Raw genomic sequence first — 19972 nt, forward strand, 5'->3', positions numbered from 1 at the left:
TCTGCGCGCCGGTGCAATTGGGTGCGTGCCGGGCGGGCCGCCATCCCATATCCTGGATTTGGCCGATCCTGATTTAGCAACGTGCTGGGCCCGAGGTGAACCGAAAGCCGGACGGGGCGCGCCGCCGGGGATCGCATAACACCGTCGGTTCGGGGTTAGCCGAGTGAGGTCGGCACATCCTGCCGCCGTAATAGCATCGGCTGCAAGGCGCTAATCACATGACCAGGACCATTCTTGTCACAGGTGCCTCTAAAGGAATCGGGCGGACGACGGCCAAGCTCTTCCAGCAGCGTGGCTGGAACGTCGTGGCGTCGCGAAGTGCAAAGAATGGCTTAACCGCACGTTCCCGCCACGAGAGTGGTGGTTGGTGACCCCTACGGGAATCGAACCCGTGCTTCAGCCGTGAAAGGGCCGCGTCCTAACCGCTAGACGAAGGGGCCTGCGTGGTGGAGGCCGACTAAGGGGAAGGGGGCGGGGCGTCAAGCGTTTCGGTGCAAGAATTTAGTCCGCCCACGCCGCGTCCTCGACATGAAGTTCGGCCGATGGGCGCGAGGACCAGTCGTCGATCTTCGCGCGGCCGGCCAGCCAGAGTTTGCGATGGGGGGCGGCGCCAAGCAGCGCCTGGCCCAGCGCGCTCTCGGCTGAGCGGAAGGCCATCGCCTTGATGCTGCGGCCGTCGTCGCCCGCGACGATCGTACGGACGTGGCCGTTGCCGACGATATCCGCCTTGATGACGCGGACCGGGCCCATCGCCACTCTCGGTGCGGGCCAGCCCATGCCGTATGGGCCGCCGGCTTCCATCGATTCGACGAGACCGGGGTTGACGCCGCCCGCCGCCAGGACCGCGTCGAGCAACAGCGCCCGGTCACCGTTCGAGCGTTCGACCGCGGCGGCCAGGCGCTCTTCGAGGAAGTCGGTGAAGGCGGGGATCGCGGCTTCGGCGATCGTCAGGCCGGCGGCCATCGCGTGACCTCCGCCCGCCACCAGCAGGCCGTGTTCGCGCGCGGCCATGACAGCGGCGCCGAGGTCGACGCCGGGGATCGAGCGGCCCGAGCCCTTGCCCGACCCGTTCTCGTCGATCGCGATGACGATCGCAGGGCGGCCGAGCTTTTCTTTCAGGCGACCGGCGACGATGCCGATCACGCCGGGGTGCCAGCCATGCCCTGCGACCACCGCGACGGCGCGGTCTCGGCTGGAGAGGAGGTCGGCAGCGTCCTGCACGATGATTTCGATCGCGCGGCGTTCCTCGTTCAGGCGGTCGAGTTCGGTGGCGATCTCGCGCGCTTCGTCGGGGTCTTGCGTGGTGAGCAGGCGGACGCCGAGATCCGCGCGACCGACGCGGCCGCCGGCGTTGATGCGGGGCCCAAGCGCGAAGCCTAGGTCGGTGCAGGTCGGGTTGCGGGTCAGGCGCGACGCCTCGATCAGAGCGGCGACGCCGATATTCTTGCGCGCGCCCATGACCTTGAGGCCTTGCGACACGAACGCGCGGTTGAGGCCGCGGAGTTGCGCGACGTCTGCGACCGTCCCGAGCGCGACGATGTCGAGCAGGTCGATCAGTTTCGGCTCCGCGCGATCCTTGAAGAAGCCACGGGTGCGTAAGCTTCGGACCAGCGCCGCGGCGGCTAGGAAGCACATGCCGACCGCGGCGAGGTGGCCGTGCGCGGCGCCTTCGGTCTCGTCGAGGCGGTTGGGGTTCACCAGCGCCAGCGCGTGCGGGAGCGCGGTCGAGCATTTGTGGTGGTCGATGACGATCACGTCGACTTTCGCGTCGCGGGCGGCGTCGAGCGCGTCGAACGCCTGTGCGCCGCAGTCCACCGTGACGATCAGCGTGGCGCCTTCGCTGGCGAGGCGGACAAGCGCCTCGCCGGACGGGCCATAGCCTTCGAGCAGGCGGTCGGGAATGTACGGGCGCGCTTCGATGCCGAGATCGCGGAGGACCAGCACCATCAGCGCGGCGGAGGTGGCGCCGTCGACGTCGTAATCGCCGAAGATCGCGACCTGTTCGTGCGCCTGGACGGCGTCGGCGAGGCGTTCGGCGGCGCGGTCCATGTCGCGAAAGATCGACGGGTCGGGCATGAACGCGCGGATCGAGGGGGTGCGATGCGCGTCGAGCGCGTCGCGGGGGCAGCCTCTGGCGAGCAGGAGCTGGGTGACGAGGTCGTCGCCCGAACCGCCGACGCCAAAGCCGTCCCGGCCGTCGGCGGCGAGCGCGCGCCAGCGCCAGGGTTGGCCGAGGATGGAAGAGGTTACGCCGAGAACTGTCATGTCTCGGACGTAGTGGCTGTGGAGGGATTGTCGAGCGGGGAGGGGGCCGTTCCCTGTCTTGTTCTCCCGCGAAGGCGGGAGTTCAGTCTGGGTTGCCGCCTTCGCGAGGAAACAGTGTCGCGCTGGTTAGCTCTCCACCGTTCGTGCTGCGTAGCGACCGAGTAGCTTCGCCAGAAGCGTATCGAGGGTGCGTATCGAAGCATGAGGTTCCGCGCGCCAACCTGTCCTTTGATACGCCGTCTCGATACGCTGCGTTGCAGCTACTCGACGGCTACTCAGGGCGAACGGAGGTGGGGAATATCGCCACCCCAAGGCTCGTCACTTGATCCAGGGCCGCTCGCGGAACCACTTCGTCACGATATACTTCGTGCCCTCCATCACCGGCATGCCCTCGTGCAGCGTCAGTCCGTTCGGCGTCCCATCCGGGTTCATGTTGTTCCACGCGAGCAGCATGCCGCGCTTCGGTGAGATCTTCACGCCCGCCTGCGGGAACCACGTCGCGCCGCCCTCGGGCACGTCGTTGAGGAACACCATCGCGGTCCAGGTGCGCTGGCCGCCTTGCTCCTGCATCCTGGCCCAATAGCTTTCGGATTCGTGGAAATAATCATGGTGCGCGCGGAATTGCTGGCCGGGGGCGTAGCGCTGGCCCTGCATCGTCTCGCCGTGGAGCAGGTCGATCCCGAGCAAGGTCGCGATCGCCTCGTCGGTCGGTTGCACGTCGGGCGACCAGCGATCCATGTCGCAGCTCTCGCTGGTCCGGAAATTGCTGTTCGGGCGGTCGGATAGCAGGGTCGACGGCCGTCGCTTGGAGTCGATCACCGCGATCAGCCGCTTGCACGTCGGCAGGTCGAGGAAATCGGGTTGGTAATAGAACTGCACCGTGTCCATCGCGATGCGCTGCACCGCGGGGTTGGCGTCGAGACGCGCTGCGACCTGCGATCCGAAGGCTTGGCGAAGCGCCGCGGCCGGATCGACCTTCCTGGCTTTTGAAAAGATACCCACGGCGCAGGATTTGGCGAAACGCCTTCAAAACGCAAGGGGCCAGAAACACAAGAGCCCCGCGGTGATCTGGACCACCGCGGGGCTCTCCCCTGTTACCTCGTGCCGGTAAGCCGCAGCTTACCAGAAGATGTCGTACACCGTGTCGACCACGCGGCCGTTGTCGAGATCGACCAGCAACGCGTCGTTGTAATAACGGACCCAGCGATACGGGCCGTATGCCTCGGGCAGGCGGTAGGTGTACGGGTCCTGGATCCAGTAATTCTGGTTGTAGAGAATGCTGTTCAGCGAAAAGCCGACGTTGAAGCGACGATAGCCCGATCCCCAGCCGCTCGGCGCGTAGTAGCGCGGGAGGCGATAAGCGCCGCGGTTCGACGCGCGGTAATTGCCCCAGGCGTAGCGGTTGTCGTTACGCCAGCCACGGTTCCACGCGCCGCCCTGGTTGTAGCGACCTTGGTTATAACTGCCGCGGCCATAGCCCTGGACATTGCCATAGGCGCGGTTGGGCTGGCGGTTCTGGTAGCCATCGCGGCGCTCGTTGCGCCAGTCGCCTCGGTTGTCGTTACGCCCACCGTTGCGATCGAACTGGCCGCGGTCCGCCTGCTGGTTGCCACGGTCGAAGCCAGGGCGCGCCCGATCGCGGTTCCAATCGGGGCGGTTCTGGCCAGCCTGCGAGTCGGGCCGGGGTTGGCCGTTCCATCCTTGGCCGTTGCCGCGCTGGCCGTTCCAGGCCTGACCGTTGCCACGTTCGCCGCCGCGGTTCTGGCCGTTCCGGTCGGGGCGACCTTGACCGTCGGGGCGGTCCCCGCGGACCTGCGGCTGCGTGCCGAGATCGGCGCGTTGCGGGCGTCGGCCCTGGTCGGGCGCGGCGGGGCGATCGGGACGTTGTTGCTGGAACGCCTGCCTGTCCGGGCGCGGACCGCGATCGCCACGATCCTGACGCTGGCCTCGGTCCGGACGCTGGCCGCGGTCGCCGCGGTCCTGGTCGACCTGTTGCGCGGTCGCCGTCGATGCCATCGTGGCTGCCGGCACCAACGCGGAGGCTGCCATCAAGAGTTTGAGAAACTTGCCCGTCATCGCCGTCGTCCTCGACTGCCGGCGCACGAGCCGGCTCCTATGATGTGTTCGGTCTAGGCGTTGCGGTGTGTTGAGAGGCTGAATGGGTTCGTCAGCGATTAGACAGGTTTAGGTAGGGGAGACGCAACCTTGAACAGTGCTGGCTCAATAGGTGCCGCTTATTTATGAAAAGCATCCACCCCGGCGAAGGCCGGGGCCCAATTGGGGGCGGCAAGTAACGAAGCGCGAGACCCGTCACCTTGGACGTTCCAATTGGGCCCCGGCCTTCGCCGGGGTGGTGGGAATTCGTTTACTGCCCCTCCTTGTTCTCCCGCGAAGGCGGGAGCCCAGACTGGACTCCCGCCTTCGCGGGAGAACAAGGACCGCGAAAGAACAGCTTTGTTGGTCCGGGAAGAGCTAACGCGCCGGCGGCGGCACCAACGCAGGCACCAACCGCGCTGAGTCCGCCGGATCGATCCCCGGCCGCGGCCCTGCCGGGATCACCTCTTCCCCCCGCATCGCCCGCCCGGCGCGCTGCACCGCCTCGACCACCCGCGGATACACCCCGCATCGGCACAGGTTCGTGATCTGCTCGCGGATCAGCGCTTCGCTCGGGTCCGCATTGCGCTTCAGCAACGCCGCCGCCGCCATGATCATCCCCGAAATGCAGAACCCACATTGCGGCACCGCTTCGGCGATGAAGGCGAGTTGCACCGGATGATTGCGCTCGCGCGACAGACCCTCGATCGTCGTGACATACGCGCCCTCGATCGAGCCTATCGGTACGCGGCAACTCCGCGCCGCGTGCCCGTCGATATCGACCGTACACGCGCCGCAATGCCCTGTGCCGCAGCCATATTTCGTCCCAGTCAGGTTCGACGCATCGCGCAACGCCCACAGCAACGGCGTATCCTTGTCGAGCTTGTATTCGATCGGCTCGTTGTTGACGGTGAAGCGGCTCATGTCCGCCGTCCTAGCCCGCCGGGACGGATCGCACCAACCGGCATTGCCACGCGCTGCCGCCCCGGCTTATGTCGCGCGAATAATACCGCGAGAGGGCGCTACACGATGCACGTCGATACCAAATCCACATCAGCGGCGGGCGGCGATGCCAGCCACGGCTACGACGCGCCCGACCTGCGCGTGTTCGTGTTCGCGCTGTTCTTCATCTTCGGCGGCATCACTTCGCTGAACGACATCATCATCCCCAAGATGAAGGAGCTGTTCACGCTCGACCACGCGACCGCGATGCTGGTCCAGTCGGCGTTCTTCCTCGCCTATGCGCTGTTCTCGATCCCCGCCGCGGCGATCGTGCGCAAGGCCGGCTACATGCGCACCGCGTCGATCGGTCTCGTGACGATGACCGCGGGCTGCCTGTTGTTCATTCCGGCCGCGGGGCAGGCGAGCTTCGGCATGTTCCTGTTCGCGCTGTTCGTGCTCGGCGCTGGCATCACCGTGGTACAGGTCGTCGCCAACCCGCTGATCTCGGCGCTCGGCCATCCCAAGTCCGCCTCGAGCCGGCTGACGTTCGCGCAGGCGTTCAACTCGCTCGGCACGACCATCTTCCCGTATGTCGGCTCCGCGCTGATCCTGGGCGGGCTGGCCACCGTGGACTCCTCGAAGCTTACCGGCGCCGCGCTCGACGCGTACCGGACCGAGTCCTCGCGGACCGTCGTGCACACCTATATCGGCCTCGCGATCGCGCTGCTGGTCGTAGCCGCAGTGGTGTGGACCCGTCGCAACCGGCTCAACGAAGAGCAGGACCAGACCGGCAGCATCTTCCACGCGTTCACGCTGCTCAAGCGCCCGCGGTTCGCGATGGGGACGGCGTGCATCTTCCTGTACGTCGGCGCCGAAGTCGCGGTCGGCTCGCTGATCGTCAATTACCTGATGCAGCCGAGCGTGATGGGCCTGAGCGACGTCGCGGCGGGCAAGCACGTGCCGTTCTACTGGGGCGGCGCGCTGATCGGCCGATTCATCGGCGCATACGTGCTGAACAAGGTTTCGCCGGGCAAGGTCCTGGCGGGCGTTGCGACCGGCACGCTGGCGCTGATCCTGATCTCGGCGAACACCGAGGGCGCGGTATCGGGTTGGGCGCTGCTGGCGATCGGCTTGATGAACGCGGTGATGTTCCCGACGATCTTCTCGCTGGCGTCGGAAGGTCTCGGCAAGCGTGCGGCGGAAGGGTCGGGCGTGATCGCCACGGCGATCGTCGGCGGTGCGATCGTCCCGTATCTGACGGGTATGCTCGCGGACAAGTCGGGCAGCCTGCACTTCGCGCTGCTGCTCCCGGCGATCTGCTACGCGCTGATCCTGGCGTACGGACTGTACGCCCGGAAACCGGCGGTCGAAACGGTCGCCTAACCCTGTCCGTCATCCTGGGCTCGACCCAGGATCCAGAGCCACGCGGGCCTGCGCCAGTGGCTCTGGATCCTGACTTTCGTCAGGATGACGGACGTGGGAGCAACGGTGCCGCCCGCCCGGTAGCGAGATCGGCTTCTGAAAACCTGATCGGCGTGCGCAGCCCCGGGACCGTCGACCCGTCTGGCCGCTCGACTGAGATCGCCATCCCACGCGCAATCACCTGCGGATCATCGAACGCCTGAGCCACCGTGTTGATCGGTCCGGCCGGCACGCCAACCGCCTCCAGCCGCGCGAGCAACTCCAGCTTCGGCACCCGGGACGTTGCCGCCTCGATCCCCGCGAACAGAATGTCCTTGAACGCCAACCGCCCCGCATTGGTCGCGAACCGCGGATCGTCGCGCATCTCGGGCAAGCTCATCGCGTCGCAGAACCGCCGGAACTGCCCATCATTCCCGACCGCCAGAATGAACCACCCGTCGGCGCACGGAAACACCGCATACGGACACACGTTCATATGCGCATTCCCGACCCGCGTCGGCGACACGCCGCTCGCGAACCAGTTCATCGCCTGGTTCGCCAGCACCCCGGTCATGGTGTCGAGCAACGCCATGTCGATCTGCTGACCCCGGCCGGTCCGCGTCCGCATCGCCAGTGCCGCCTGGATCGCGATCACGGAATATAGCCCGGTCATGATGTCGGCGAAGGCGACGCCGATCTTCTGCGGCGCGCCGTCCGGTTCGCCGGTCAGGTCCATGATCCCGCTCATGCCCTGGACGATGAAGTCGTAGCCGGCGCGCGGGGCGTAGGGCCCGTCCTGGCCGAAGCCCGTGATCGAGCAGTAGACGAGCCGCGGGTTGATCGCGGCGAGGGTCGCGTAGTCGAGCCCGTATTTGGCGAGCCCGCCGACCTTGAAATTCTCGATCACGACGTCGGCATCGGCGATCAGGTCGCGGACGACGGCTTGTCCCTCGGAGGTCGTAAAGTCGGCGACGACCGACCGCTTGCCGCGGTTGGCGGCGTGGAAATACGCGGCATCGCGTGTGCCGTCGGGGTTGTCTATGAAGGGCGGACCCCAGGTACGCGTGTCGTCACCAGCGGGGCTCTCGATCTTGACCACGTCGGCGCCGAGATCGGCAAGAACCTGCCCCGCCCAAGGCCCTGCAAGGATCCGCGCGAGCTCGACGACCTTGAGCCCGGCGAGGGGAGTATCCTTCAACCTTGTTCTCCCGCGAAGGCGGGAGCCCAGTCTGGGTCCCCGCCTTCGCGGGGACACATGTTTGCGCGTGCAGCCTTCAAAACGCAGCGATACCCGTAATCGCGCGCCCGAGGATCAGCGCATGCACGTCATGCGCGCCCTCGTACGTGTTCACCGTCTCCAGGTTCATCAGGTGGCGCATCACCTGATACTCCCCCGAAATCCCGTTGCCGCCGTGCATGTCCCGGCTCATCCGCGCGATGTCGAGCGCCTTGCCGACATTGTTGCGCTTGACGATCGAGACCATCTCCGGCGCGAACCGGCCCTCGTCCATCAACCGCCCAACCCGCAACGACGCCTGCAACCCAAGCGCGATCTCGGTCTCCATATCCGCCAGCTTCTTCTGGAACAGCTGACGCCCGGCGAGCGGCGTCCCGAACTGATTACGGTCGAGCCCGTACTGCCGCGCCGCATGAAAACAGAACTCCGCCGCGCCCAGCGCACCCCAGGAAATCCCGTACCGCGCCCGATTGAGGCACCCGAACGGCCCCTTCAACCCCTGCACGTCGGGCAGCAGCGCATCGTCGCCGACCTCCACCTCGTCCATCATCACCATCCCGGTGATCGACGCGCGCAAGCTCAGCTTGCCCTCGATCTTGGGCGTCTCGAGCCCCTTCATCCCGCGCTCCAGGATGAAGCCGCGGATGCCGCCACCATGCTCGTCGGACTTCGCCCAGATCACGAACACGTCCGCGATCGGCGAGTTCGAGATCCACGTCTTCGCGCCCGAAATCACATACCCGTTCGCGGTCTTCTTCGCGCGCGTCGTCATCCCGCCCGGATCCGACCCCGCATCGGGCTCGGTCAGCCCGAAGCAGCCGATGAACTCGCCGGTTGCCAGCTTGGGCAGGAATTTCCGCTTCTGCGCCTCCGAGCCGAACGCGTTGATCGGGTACATCACGAGGCTCGACTGCACCGACATCATCGAGCGATACCCTGAGTCGATCCGCTCCACCTCGCGCGCGACCAGACCGTAGGAGACATAGGACGCGCCGACGCCGCCATATTCCTCAGGGATGGTCGGCCCGAGCAAGCCCAGTTCGCCCATCTCGCGGAAAATCGCGGGATCGGTATGTTCGTGCTGGAACGCGTCGATGATCCGTGGCGCCAGCTTGTCGTCGGCATACGCCTTCGCGGTGTCGCGGATCATCCGCTCGTCCTCGCTCAACTGATCGTCGAGCAGGAACGGATCCGCCCAGTCGAACTTGCCCATCCCGGCCATCGTCATCTCCTTCGTTGACCGCCGACTTCGTGCGTCGGTCAGCGAAAGTCCACCCCTAACGAGCGCATTAGCGTCGATCAGCGTCAGCACCGCGATAGTCACATGCTCCCGTTCGCCGATCGTCTCGACTCGGTCGACCGATAGATCGGCAACGATATGCCCGCGCATCGCGAACTGCGCTTCGGGCAGCTCGTCGATCCACTCTCGAAGACCGGGTACGGGATCGACCACGATCGTCAGCCGGTGCAACGTGCCGACGAAGGTGGCGCTCGCCCAAGGCGTGCAGGCGATCGTCGCGACCTGCATCGTTACGCCTGCCGCGCTCGCGTTGCTTCGGAGCGCGCGGATCAGAAGCGTACCGGCATCGGGGCCGCGGAGCGCATCCATCCTCATGCGCCGTGCCGTTCGATGAACGACTCTATCCTCGCCACCATCGGTTCGCGTGCCTGCCGCCCGCGGCGCAGGTCGTGCACGAGCCGCGGATCGCCGACCGCCAGCCGTCCGAACTTGGTCATCGGCATGCCTGTCTGCCGCAGATATCGATCGATCTTCATGAGAATCGTCACCGTCGTTCCTCCCGAGTCCCTTGCCTCGTTCTTGATCTGTTCTCGCAAATCCTACTTGTCTAGGAAAATTCCTACGCTACGGTCCGGGGGTGTCCAAAACCGTGTCCGATCCCGATCCAAGAACCGCTCTGGCAACGCTCGCCGCGGCGCGTGGCGACAGTCTGGCGGCGCTGTCGGCGATGCTCGGGCGCAACGCGGCGTATCTTCAGCAATATGTCCGCCGCGGATCGCCGCGGGTGCTCGGCGAGCGCGACCGGCGGTTGCTGTCCGAATATCTCGGTGTGAGCGAGGCGACGCTCGGCGCGCCGGCCGAAAGCGCGGCAGGGTTCCGCATCCCCAAGCTCGACGTCGCGGCCTCGGCCGGGCCGGGGGCGCTGGTCGATGGCGAGATCGTGCTCGGCACAGACTCGCTTGACCCCGGCCTAGCGCGCAAGCTCGGCCTAAGGGACGGGCAGGCCGCGATCATCCGCGTCCGCGGCAGTTCGATGGAGCCGGGGCTGTTCGACGGCGATCATATCGTAGTCGACACCGCCGACCGTACGCCGCGCGCGAAAGGCGGTGTGTATGTCATCCGCATCGACGACGCGGTGATGGTTAAGCGCGTCGCGCTAGTACGGGGAACGCTACTGGTGACGAGTGATAATCCGGATGCAGAGCCGGTGCCGACAGGGGCGATCGCGGTGATCGGACGGGTAGTCTGGCAAATGCGCGAACCGCGATGATGGGGCTCCCCCGTTCTCCCAAACCTTTCCCGTTCTCCCGCGAAAGCGGGAGCCCAGGGTTACAGGTGACAACGTCCGTGGTCCTGGGCCCCCGCTTTCGCGGGGAACGGTAGGGAATTCTCCCCTTTGAGGGGAGCAAGCGGTTACCGTCCCTGCAGCTTGCTCAGGATGGTCATCGACTGTTCCGACCCAGACTGCGGGACGATCTCACCCGCGCGGTCGATGATCGCGTCCCAATGTGCCGCGACACCCTCCACCGACAGGTCCTCGCCGGTCAGCAGCTTGCCCTGCGTCAGCGTCACGTACGCTGCCTGGAACACGCCGGCGCCGGCACCGACGATCATGTTGGTCGGCGCGTCCTCCGACACGAGGAACACCGCAGCAGGCGCGACCTTGTCGGGCGAGAAGGCCTTGAACGCCTCTTCGGGGAAGATGTCCTGCGTCATCCGCGTGCCCGCGGTCGGGGCGATCGTGTTGACCTTGATGTTGTTCTTCGCGCCCTCGATCGCGAGCGTCTTCGTCAGCCCGACAAGCCCGAGCTTGGCGGCGCCGTAGTTCGCCTGGCCGAAATTGCCGTACAGGCCGGTCGACGACGCGGTCATCAGGATGCGGCCGTAATTCTGGGCGCGCATCGTGTCCCACACCGCCTTGCTGGCGTTGGCCGAGCCGTTGAGGTGGACGTCGACGACGAACTTGAAGTCGGCCGGCTCCATCTTGGCGAAGCTCTTGTCGCGCAACACGCCGGCATTGTTGATGAGGATGTGGACGCCGCCCCATTTCTCCGAAGCGCGAGCGACCATTTCGACCATCTGGTCATAGTCGGTGACGCTGCCGCCGTTCGACATCGCTTCGCCGCCAGCCGCCTCGATCTCCTCGACGACCTTGAGCGCGGCGTCGGAATGGCCGGTGCCGTCGCGCGACGCGCCGAGATCGTTGACCACGACCCTCGCACCACGCCGGGCGAGTTCGAGCGCATATTCGCGGCCGAGGCCCCCGCCTGCGCCGGTGACGATGGCCACTCTGCCTTCAAAGCGAATAGACATGGAAAAGGCGCTCCTCTCTTATAGTTGGAGCGCCTTTCCTAGAACGTAAAGCTAGCTACGCAAGCGGCGGTGTCATCCGCCGCCTGCCGCCTGGCTTACTTGCCGCCGCGGTTGCGGCAGCCATCCTTGACCGTCTTCGAGCACACCGGATACTCGGCGGGTGCCGGCGTCGGCGGGGTCACGGTCGGCTGGCCGAACGTCACGGCGCCGGTGGGAGCGGCAGGAGCCATCGGAGCGGCCGGAGCCGCTGCCGGATCGGCAGGGGCCGCCATCGCGGGATCGGCTGGCGCCGTCTGCATTGCGGGATCGGCCGGTGCCGTCTGCGCGGCGGGATCTGCCGGCGGCGTCGTCTGTGCGATCACGGGCGACGCGAGAAGAGCGGCAGCGGCGAAGAGAATGGACTTCATACGAATCTCCTAAATGGATGCACCATTTTGGTAGCGCGACGTCTGAACGCACTAAGTCGCGCTTGGGTCCTTCGTTTCGCATCCGATTCCATTCGCCCCACCTTGGGACGGCCTCGTCAGCCCCCCGTATCGAGTGAATAGCCCGCTGAACGGACGGTGCGGATGATGTCGGGACGCTCGCCGACGTTGATCGCCTTCCGCAGTCGCCGGATATGCACGTCGACCGTGCGGCTCTCGATATCCGAGTCATGCCCCCACACCGCATCGAGCAGCCGCTCGCGCGAGAACACCCAGCCGGGATGTTCGAGGAAATGCTTCAACAGGCGGAATTCGGTCGGTCCGAGCGAAACGACTTCGCCCGAGCGGCGAACCTTGTGCCCGACCGTGTCCATCTCGATGTCGGCATAGCTGAGCGCTTCGCCGGCAAGGGCAGGGCGAACGCGGCGCAAGACCGCGCCGACGCGGGCGACGAGTTCGCGCGGCGAGAAAGGCTTGGTCACATAATCGTCGGCGCCGGTTTCGAGCCCCCGCACGCGATCCTCTTCCTCACCGCGCGCGGTCAGCATGATGATCGGCACGTTCTGCGTCTCTGGTGCGCGACGCAGGCGACGGCACACTTCGATCCCCGACAGACCCTCGACCATCCAGTCGAGCAGGACGATATCGGGCACCTTCTCCTTGGCAAGCAGCAATGCCTCCTCGCCGTCGGGCGTGTGCGCGATCTCGAAATCCTCGCGCTTAAAATGCCAGACGAGCAATTCCGCGAGGGCGGCATCGTCCTCGACCAGCAGCATCCGTGCCCGCGCCATTATGCCTGCTCCTTCTTTATGCCGCGCTCGCGATCGACCATCTGCGTGCCGGTCGCGGCAAAATAGACCATCTCGGCGACGTTGGTGGCGTGGTCGCCGATCCGCTCGAGGTTCTTGGCGACGAACAACAGATGCGCGACCTGACCGATCGTCCGCGGATTCTCGACCATGTAGGTGACGAGCGTGCGGAAGATGCTGTCGTAGAAATCGTCAAGCGCGTTGTCGCTCTCGACGACCCGCACCGCTTCCTCGGCATCCCGCGCGGCGAACGCGTCGAGCACGTCGTGGACCATCTCGCTCGCCATCCGGCCCATCGCGGGCAGGATCGAGATCGGCTCGATCCGGTGTTCGCTCTCGATCATCGGCACGCGCTTGGCGATGTTCTTGGCATAGTCGCCGATCCGCTCGACGACGCCGGCGATCTTCAGCGCGGCGACCACCTCGCGCAGGTCGACCGCCATCGGCGCCCGCAGCGCGATGATCCGTACAGCGAGCCGCTCGACCTCCGCCTCGATCACGTCGATCTGCTTGTCGGCGACGCGCACCTGTTCGGCGAGCGCGAGATCGTTGCGTTGCAGCGCCTGCATCGCCTTGTCGATCGCGTCCTCGGCGAGCCCGCCCATCTGCGAGATCAACCCGCGGAGCTCGCCGATGTCGTTGTCGAAGGCCTTGACCGTATGTGTGTTCATGGTCGTTTCCCGACTCAGCCGTAACGGCCGGTGATGTAATCCTTGGTCCGCTCTTCGCGGGGATTGGTGAAGATGTCCGAGGTGTTGCCGTATTCGACCAGCGTGCCCAGGTGGAAGAACGCGGTCTTCTGACTGACGCGCGCCGCCTGCTGCATGTTGTGCGTGACGATCACCATCGCATAGCGGCCGCGCAGTTCGTGGATCAGCTCCTCGATCTTGGCGGTTGCGATCGGATCGAGTGCCGAGCACGGCTCGTCCATCAGGATGACCTCTGGATCGACCGCAATCGCGCGCGCGATGCACAGCCTCTGCTGCTGGCCGCCCGACAGCGCGGTGCCGCTGTCGGTCAACCGGTCCTTGACCTCGTCCCACAGGCCCGCGCGACGCAGAGACTTCTCGACGATCCGGTCTAGATCCGCCTTCGCGCCGGCCAGCCCGTGGATACGTGGGCCATAGGCGACGTTCTCATAGATCGATTTCGGGAAAGGGTTCGGCTTCTGGAACACCATGCCGACGCGCGCGCGGAGCTGCACCACGTCCATGTCGGGCGAATAGATATCCTGGCCGTCGAGCTTGATCTCGCCCGTAACGCGCGCGCTGGCGACGGTGTCGTTCATGCGGTTCAGCGTGCGCAGGAAGGTCGACTTGCCGCAGCCCGACGGGCCGATGAACGCGACGACCTCGTCCTGGTCGACGTCGATCGAGACGTCGTTGATCGCGATCTTGCTGCCATATGCGACAGAGACGTTGCGTGCCGTCATCTTGAGGACGGGAGGCTTAAGAGGTTTTGGCATCACCAGCGGGTCTCGAATCGGTTGCGGAGGTAGATCGCGACGCCGTTCATCGCGAGCAGGAACACGAGCAGGACGATGATCGCGGCGGAGGTCTTTTCGACGAAGCCGCGGCTGACCTGATCGGACCACAGGAAGATCTGAACGGGCAGCACGGTCGCGGGATCGCTGAGGCCGGAGGGCGGCGCGGCGATGAACGCGCGCATGCCAATCATCAGCAACGGCGCGGTTTCGCCCAGCGCACGCGCCATGCCGATGATCGTGCCGGTGAGGATGCCGGGCAGTGCGAGCGGCAGGACGTGGTGGAAGACCACTTGAACGGGCGACGCGCCGATGCCGAGTGCGGCGTCGCGGATCGACGGCGGGACGCTCTTGATCGCGTTGCGGCCGGCAATGACGATGACCGGCATCGTCATCAGCGCGAGCGTGAGCCCGCCCACGATCGGCGCCGAGCGCGGCATGCCGAACGTGCCGAGGAAGACCGCAAGACCGAGCAGGCCGAAGATGATCGAGGGGACCGCGGCGAGGTTGTTGATCGAGACCTCGATCAGGTCGGTCCAGCGATTCTTCGGCGCGTATTCCTCGAGGTAGAGCGCGGACAGCACGCCGATCGGGAACGCCAGCAGCAGCGTGACGATCATCGTCAGCAGCGATCCCTTGAACGCGCCCCATATGCCGACGCGAGTGGCATCGGTGGAATCCGCCGAGGTCAGGAAGCCGGCATTGAACCCGCGGGTCAGCGCGCCGCTCGCCTTCAACCGGGCGACGATCGCCTCGGCGTCGCGCGTGCCGTTGCCCTTGGCGGCGACGTCGATCGGGCTGGAGACGGGGACCTCGAACACAGCCTTGCGCTGGAGCAGCGACGGGTCGGCCTTGATCGCGTCGCGGACGACCGCCCAGGCGCCATCGGACAGGAGGTCAGTGCCGTCCTTGCCATACGCGGTGCTCGCCGCAGCTAGCACAGTGCCTTCTAGACCCACGCCGGCAAGCGCGAGATCGGCACCGCGTCCGACCAGCCGCGAGGGCTCAATCGGCAGCTGCGCGGCGGCAAGATCGACCGGCAGAGCCACGCGGGTTTCGACGAACCCGCTCGCGCCCTGCATCACCATCGTGATCAGCAGATAGGCGAGGAACGCTGCGGACAGCCACACGGCCGCAAGCCCGGCGAAGCGGAAGCGGCGCTCGGACGCATAGCGGCGGCGGATGCGCGATTGCATCGCCTGCGTCGTCCAGTCGGTCGGCACGCGGCGCACCGGTTCCGCGCCAATGGCAGAGGGCGTCACGGGGAGTTGGGGCACGAGCGTGTCACTCATAGGCTTCGCGGTACCGTTTCACGACGCGCAGCGCGACGATGTTGAGAAGGAGCGTGACCACGAACAGCGTCAGGCCCAGCGCGAACGCGGCGAGCGTCTTGGGGCTGTCGAACTCGGCCTCGCCGGTCAGCAGGTCGACGATCTGCTTGGTAACGGTGGTGGTGCTGGCGAACGGGTTGAGCGTCAGCGTCGCGACTCCGCTCGCGGCCATCACGACGATCATCGTCTCGCCAATCGCGCGGCTCACCGCGAGAAGCACGCCGCCGACGACGCCGGGCAGCGCGGCCGGGAGCAGCACGCGACGGATCGTCTCGGACGAGGTCGCGCCCATCGCCAGGCTACCGTCGCGCATCGACGAAGGGACGGCGGCGATCGAATCGTCGGCCATCGACGACACGAACGGGATGATCATGATGCCCATCACGAGCCCGGCAGCGAGCGCGCTCTCGGACGATGCCCAACTGATCCCGACCGATACGGCAAGGTCACGCACCGCGGGCGCAACGGTCAACGCCGCGAAATAGCCATAGACGACGGTCGGTACGCCCGCGAGCATCTCCAGGATCGGCTTCATCCATTTGCGCGTGGTCGGCGCGGCATATTGCGTGAGGTAGATCGCGCTCATCAAACCAAAGGGAATGGCGACGATCATCGCGATCACCGCGCCGATGAAGAACGTCCCCCAGAACAACGGCACCGCACCCAGCGAAGCGCCCGGATCGCGGCCGTCGATGACCTGCGGGCTCCAGTGCGTGCCGAACAGGAAATCGGTGATCGGCACGACCGAGAAGAACCGCGCGGATTCGTACAGCAGCGACGCGACGATGCCGACCGTGGTCAGGATCGCGATCAGCGACGCGCCGAGCAGCAGCAGCATCACGACCCGCTCGACCTGCGTCCGCGCGCCGAAGCCGGGCTTGACGCGGGTGAAAGCGAACGCGCCGCCGGCAAACGCGAGCAGCAGCGCGAGCGCGGTCGCGATCCAGTCGTAGCGGGATTGTGCCGCGGCGTAGGACGGCGCGAGCGTGCGGGAGAGCCCGTGGAACGCGCCGAAGCTGCGGCCTTCTGCGAGGCTACGCGCTTCGGACAGGATCGACGCGCGATCGAAGCCGGGCGGCGGGAGCTGGATCGCGGCGGGCGTCGCGAGCACGGCGTCGGTGACGAGCGCAGGCGCCGTCATCGACCACACTACGAGGAAGATCAGCGGCGGGACCGCGGTCCATAGCGCGACGAACCAGCCATGGTGTCCGGGAAGCGAGCTGAACCGCACGGTGCTGCCGACGCGGAACCGCGTGGCGCGGACGCGGGCGGTAAGCCAGCCGATCAGGCCTAGACCGAGGACGAGGAAGAGGAGGGCGATGGGGGACATTAGGCGTGCCCTCCCTGATCCACTATCCCACTAGCCACCACCCCGGCCTCCGCCGGGGGGGTGGCTTTGTTGTGTGAGGCTAACGTCGCTAAAATCTCGTTCCCCCGCGGACGCGGGGGCCCAGCTAAGTTCCGACCGCGCGCTTGGCTCCTGGGCCCCCGCGTTCGCGAGGGAACCAAGAAGGAGGGAGGTACGGTGGACGAAACGTAATTCACGACAGCACCGCCGGATCCAACACAGTCTCGTTCGCAATGATCGCCGCAGACCGCGCCTGAACCTCAGCAGGCGCCGCAATCAGCCCCCGCTTCACCAGCGGCCCCGTCGCACCCCAGTTCGCCGCATACAGCTTCAACAAATTCCGCAACCCTGGGATCGCCGTAAGATGCGCCTTCTTCACATAGATATACAGCGGCCGAGACCCCGGATACGCGTTGTCCGCGATCGTCGCATAGGTCGGCGCGACGCCCGAGATCGATACCCCGTTCACGTCGTCCTTATTCTCTTCGAGATAGCTGTACCCGAACACGCCGATCGCATTGGGATTCGATTGCAATTTCTGGACGATCAGATTGTCGTTCTCGCCCGCATCCACATACACGCCGTCCTCGCGCACCCGCGTACACAACGCCTTGTGCGCCTCCGCATCGGACTTCGCGAGCGCCTTGGCGGTCGGATCGCTCGCCTCGCACCCCTTGGTCAGGATCAACTCGGCCAGCGCATCGCGCGTCCCGCTGGTCGCCGGCGGCCCGTAGACCTGGATCGGCACCGCCGGCAGCGCGGGATTAACGTCGCGCCAAACGCGAGCCGTATTCACCTTGCCACCCGGATTGGCGGCCAGCGCCTTGTAGAGATCGGTCGGCGTCAGCTGCATCTTCGGGCCGTTCTTTGCCTCGGCAAAGGCGATCCCGTCGATCCCCACCTGGATCTCGATCACGTCGCGCACGCCGTTCTTTGCGCAGGCCGCATATTCGCTCGCCTTCATCCGCCGCGACGCGTCCTCGATATCCGGGTGCGCCGCGCCGACGCCGGCACAGAACAGCTTCATTCCCGCGCCGGTCCCGGTCGATTCGATCACCGGCGCCTTCGCATCGGGATCGTTCGCGACGAGCTGCTCGGCGATCATCGTCGTGAACGGATAGACCGTCGACGAACCCACCGCGGTAATCTGGTCGCGCGAGCCCGCACCGCCGCCGTTCGCCTGATCGACGCAACCGGCCAGAGCGCCCGTCACCGCCCCCAACACTCCAAGAAGAACAAACCGCTGCACCAGAATTCCCGTCATGCACCGGCCATAGCGGTACTTAAGACGATCCTGTGTGACAGTTGGGTTACCCTTTTATGACAGTGCCCTTGGCCGCCCCGCCGCTCGGGGGCAGGATGACCGAAACGACGGTCCCAACGCCAACCTGACTCGCGATATCGAGCCGCCCGCGATGGCGCTCGACGATGTGCTTGACGATCGCGAGCCCGAGACCCGTTCCGCCCAGCGAACGGCTGCGCCCCGCGTCCGCACGATAAAAGCGCTCGGTGAGCCGCGGAATGTGCACCGCCGCGATGCCGTCGCCCTCGTCGCGGATCGACAGCCGGATCATCCCGGCATCGTCACGCTTCAATTCGATCGTCACCGGCGTCCCCGCACGGCCATATTTCATCGCGTTGCCGATGAGGTTGTGGAGCATCTGCGACAGCTGGACCCGATCGCCCGACACCGAGGAGAGATTCGGATCGATCGTCGCGACCAGATCATGCCCACGATCGCCCGCGGCATCGGCCAGTTCCTCGCGCGTGTCCTCGACGAGCTGCGCGAAATCGACCGCCTGATCGGGCAGGCGAAACTTCTCCGCCTCGATGCGGCTCAACGAAATGAGATCCTCGACCAGCCGCTGCATCCGCCGCGCCTCGTCGTCCATCACCTTCAGGAAGCGCGCGCGAACCTCGGCATCCTCGCCAGCCTCGTCGCGCAACGTTTCGATAAACCCGAGGATCGACGCGAGCGGGGTACGCAGTTCGTGGCTGGCATTGGCGACGAAATCGATCCGCATCCGCTCGGCGGCATAGTTGCCGGTCTGGTCGACGAGGTGGACGATCCGCTGACCCTCCGATGTCTCGCTGAGCAGCATTTCCCAACGCTGGTCGCGCGTGCCGAGCCCGACCAGTTCGATCGGCCGCTCGCCGTCGATCGGTCCCGGCGTACCCAGGCGTTCGGCGGCTGCAGGATGGCGGATCGCGACACGCGCATCCTCACCGAGGATATGCGCGCCGAGCAACGTTCGCGCCGCGCGGTTGGCGACCACGACGCGGCCGTCCTCCACCAGCATCACCGGCGCGACGATCGCATCGAGGACGTCATCGAGCACCGATGGCGACACGCTCGCCGCGTCGTCGGGAGTAGGCGCCTCGTCTCCGGTACCAGCAGCCACCAGCGCCGCGGCGATCCCGCCGACCAGCGCGACGATCGCCCCCTGCACGTCGCGTGTGATTGCGAACACCGCCACGGCAGCGACGACGACGACGACGATCGCCCAAAATGTACGCAAGCCAAATCCGGAAAGCATCATGGTCTCCAAGGCGCGTGTACGCGGCGCCGTTGCGTCCTAGTTCGATACGATCCGCACGGCTATATTGTCAGCGCTTCAGGATTGTGAAAGGGCTTTGGTATAGCAGGGGGGTATAGCAGGGGCACCATGAGCGACGATACCCGACCCGACCAGGATCAGATTTCCGATACCGACGTCCCGACACGCCGCCGCGTCCTCGCGCTTGGTGCCGTTGGCGCAGGCGCGGTCGTGTCGATCCGCCCGGCGCTCGCGCAGACCGTGGGTTCGGTGCTGAATTGCGAAATCGCTGTACCGGATCGAAGCCGCGCGGGCGGCTATATCGATCCGGACGGGAAGGTCGTCCCGGCGCGTACCAAGGGCGCATTCCCGCCGGCGAACCGCGCGTTCAAGGGCGAAGAGGTCAAGCGCGCGATGGCCAGTGGCAGCACGTTGCCGGGCACCGATTCGGACCGGAGCCGCGCCTACGTAAAATACATCCGCCGATTGCAGCGTGGCCAGGGCGGCTTCACCTGCTTCGCTTCGTTGCAGATGCCGCGCGGCTAAG

20 protein-coding genes and 1 tRNA gene are annotated in these 19972 nt (G+C 66.1%); 4 read left to right on the forward strand and 17 right to left on the reverse strand.

What is annotated here, in order from left to right:
• Positions 1–218 precede the first annotated feature (218 nt).
• The gene (locus AC1MLZ_RS15565; RefSeq protein WP_480959260.1) at positions 219–371 is read left to right on the forward strand and encodes an SDR family NAD(P)-dependent oxidoreductase; all 153 of its coding nucleotides are present in this window, start codon (positions 219–221) and stop codon (positions 369–371) included.
• On the opposite strand, the gene AC1MLZ_RS15570 is transcribed toward AC1MLZ_RS15565, so the two are convergent.
• From AC1MLZ_RS15570 to AC1MLZ_RS15590, 5 genes are all read right to left on the reverse strand, one after another.
• A tRNA-Glu gene (locus AC1MLZ_RS15570) sits at positions 366–440 on the reverse strand. The two genes, AC1MLZ_RS15565 and AC1MLZ_RS15570, sit on opposite strands and share 6 nt — an antisense overlap.
• 61 nt (positions 441–501) lie before the next feature.
• Complete coding sequence (recJ, locus tag AC1MLZ_RS15575; protein ID WP_480959261.1) at positions 502–2265, reverse strand: single-stranded-DNA-specific exonuclease RecJ; 1764 nt, start codon at positions 2263–2265, stop codon at positions 502–504.
• A 318-nt stretch (positions 2266–2583) separates the two neighbouring features.
• Positions 2584–3267, reverse strand: coding sequence for a prolyl hydroxylase family protein (locus AC1MLZ_RS15580; protein WP_480959262.1), 684 nt, complete (start codon positions 3265–3267; stop codon positions 2584–2586).
• 117 nt (positions 3268–3384) lie between these two features.
• Positions 3385–4341, reverse strand: coding sequence for an RcnB family protein (locus AC1MLZ_RS15585; protein WP_480959263.1), 957 nt, complete (start codon positions 4339–4341; stop codon positions 3385–3387).
• Positions 4342–4737: 396 nt separating this feature from the next.
• Positions 4738–5283: a (2Fe-2S)-binding protein gene (locus AC1MLZ_RS15590; RefSeq protein WP_480959264.1), complete on the reverse strand. Its 546-nt coding sequence runs from the start codon at positions 5281–5283 to the stop codon at positions 4738–4740.
• Between the two features lie 105 nt (positions 5284–5388).
• Here AC1MLZ_RS15590 and AC1MLZ_RS15595 point away from each other — a divergent pair, with 105 nt between their 5' ends.
• The gene (locus AC1MLZ_RS15595; protein ID WP_480959265.1) at positions 5389–6684 is read left to right on the forward strand and encodes a sugar MFS transporter; all 1296 of its coding nucleotides are present in this window, start codon (positions 5389–5391) and stop codon (positions 6682–6684) included.
• Positions 6685–6763: 79 nt separating this feature from the next.
• Here AC1MLZ_RS15595 and AC1MLZ_RS15600 read toward each other — a convergent pair whose 3' ends face one another.
• From AC1MLZ_RS15600 to AC1MLZ_RS15610, 3 genes are all read right to left on the reverse strand, one after another.
• A complete protein-coding gene (locus AC1MLZ_RS15600; RefSeq protein ID WP_480959266.1) occupies positions 6764–7900 on the reverse strand; it encodes a CaiB/BaiF CoA transferase family protein in 1137 nt (378 codons plus the stop codon).
• Positions 7901–7976: 76 nt separating this feature from the next.
• Entirely contained in the window at positions 7977–9161 is a 1185-nt protein-coding gene (locus AC1MLZ_RS15605) for an acyl-CoA dehydrogenase (protein ID WP_480961582.1), read from the reverse strand.
• A 389-nt stretch (positions 9162–9550) separates the two neighbouring features.
• Positions 9551–9727 carry a hypothetical protein gene (locus AC1MLZ_RS15610; protein ID WP_471813448.1) on the reverse strand — a complete coding sequence of 59 codons (177 nt, stop codon included), beginning with the start codon at positions 9725–9727 and terminating at the stop codon, positions 9551–9553.
• Positions 9728–9828: 101 nt separating this feature from the next.
• Between AC1MLZ_RS15610 and AC1MLZ_RS15615 the strand changes: the two genes are divergently transcribed.
• The gene (locus AC1MLZ_RS15615; RefSeq protein ID WP_480959267.1) at positions 9829–10449 is read left to right on the forward strand and encodes a S24 family peptidase; all 621 of its coding nucleotides are present in this window, start codon (positions 9829–9831) and stop codon (positions 10447–10449) included.
• A gap of 143 nt (positions 10450–10592) precedes the next feature.
• Here the strand turns inward: AC1MLZ_RS15615 and AC1MLZ_RS15620 are convergent, their stop codons facing one another.
• From AC1MLZ_RS15620 to AC1MLZ_RS15660, 9 genes are all read right to left on the reverse strand, one after another.
• Positions 10593–11492, reverse strand: coding sequence for an SDR family NAD(P)-dependent oxidoreductase (locus AC1MLZ_RS15620; RefSeq protein ID WP_480959268.1), 900 nt, complete (start codon positions 11490–11492; stop codon positions 10593–10595).
• A gap of 95 nt (positions 11493–11587) precedes the next feature.
• Positions 11588–11899, reverse strand: coding sequence for a hypothetical protein (locus AC1MLZ_RS15625; RefSeq protein WP_480959269.1), 312 nt, complete (start codon positions 11897–11899; stop codon positions 11588–11590).
• Between the two features lie 116 nt (positions 11900–12015).
• On the reverse strand, positions 12016–12708 hold the full coding sequence (phoB, locus tag AC1MLZ_RS15630; protein WP_307086425.1) for a phosphate regulon transcriptional regulator PhoB: 693 nt from the start codon (positions 12706–12708) through the stop codon (positions 12016–12018).
• Positions 12708–13397: a phosphate signaling complex protein PhoU gene (gene phoU / locus AC1MLZ_RS15635; RefSeq protein WP_332743803.1), complete on the reverse strand. Its 690-nt coding sequence runs from the start codon at positions 13395–13397 to the stop codon at positions 12708–12710. The genes phoB and phoU overlap by 1 nt, the downstream gene beginning before the upstream one ends.
• Positions 13398–13411: 14 nt before the next feature.
• Positions 13412–14191 (reverse strand): phosphate ABC transporter ATP-binding protein PstB, encoded by a 780-nt coding sequence (pstB, locus tag AC1MLZ_RS15640; RefSeq protein ID WP_480959270.1) that lies wholly within the window; start codon positions 14189–14191, stop codon positions 13412–13414.
• The gene (gene pstA / locus AC1MLZ_RS15645; protein WP_480959271.1) at positions 14191–15501 is read right to left on the reverse strand and encodes a phosphate ABC transporter permease PstA; all 1311 of its coding nucleotides are present in this window, start codon (positions 15499–15501) and stop codon (positions 14191–14193) included. The genes pstB and pstA overlap by 1 nt, the downstream gene beginning before the upstream one ends.
• On the reverse strand, positions 15494–16870 hold the full coding sequence (pstC, locus tag AC1MLZ_RS15650; RefSeq protein ID WP_480959272.1) for a phosphate ABC transporter permease subunit PstC: 1377 nt from the start codon (positions 16868–16870) through the stop codon (positions 15494–15496). Before pstC ends, pstA begins: the two co-directional genes overlap by 8 nt.
• Before the next feature lie 211 nt (positions 16871–17081).
• Positions 17082–18152: a substrate-binding domain-containing protein gene (locus tag AC1MLZ_RS15655; protein ID WP_480959273.1), complete on the reverse strand. Its 1071-nt coding sequence runs from the start codon at positions 18150–18152 to the stop codon at positions 17082–17084.
• A 46-nt stretch (positions 18153–18198) separates the two neighbouring features.
• Positions 18199–19425 carry an ATP-binding protein gene (locus tag AC1MLZ_RS15660; protein ID WP_480959274.1) on the reverse strand — a complete coding sequence of 409 codons (1227 nt, stop codon included), beginning with the start codon at positions 19423–19425 and terminating at the stop codon, positions 18199–18201.
• Between the two features lie 129 nt (positions 19426–19554).
• Here AC1MLZ_RS15660 and AC1MLZ_RS15665 point away from each other — a divergent pair, with 129 nt between their 5' ends.
• Entirely contained in the window at positions 19555–19971 is a 417-nt protein-coding gene (locus AC1MLZ_RS15665; RefSeq protein WP_480959275.1) for a hypothetical protein, read from the forward strand.
• Position 19972 lies beyond the last annotated feature (1 nt).

The organism is Sphingomonas sp. PEI4 (assembly GCF_056679955.1).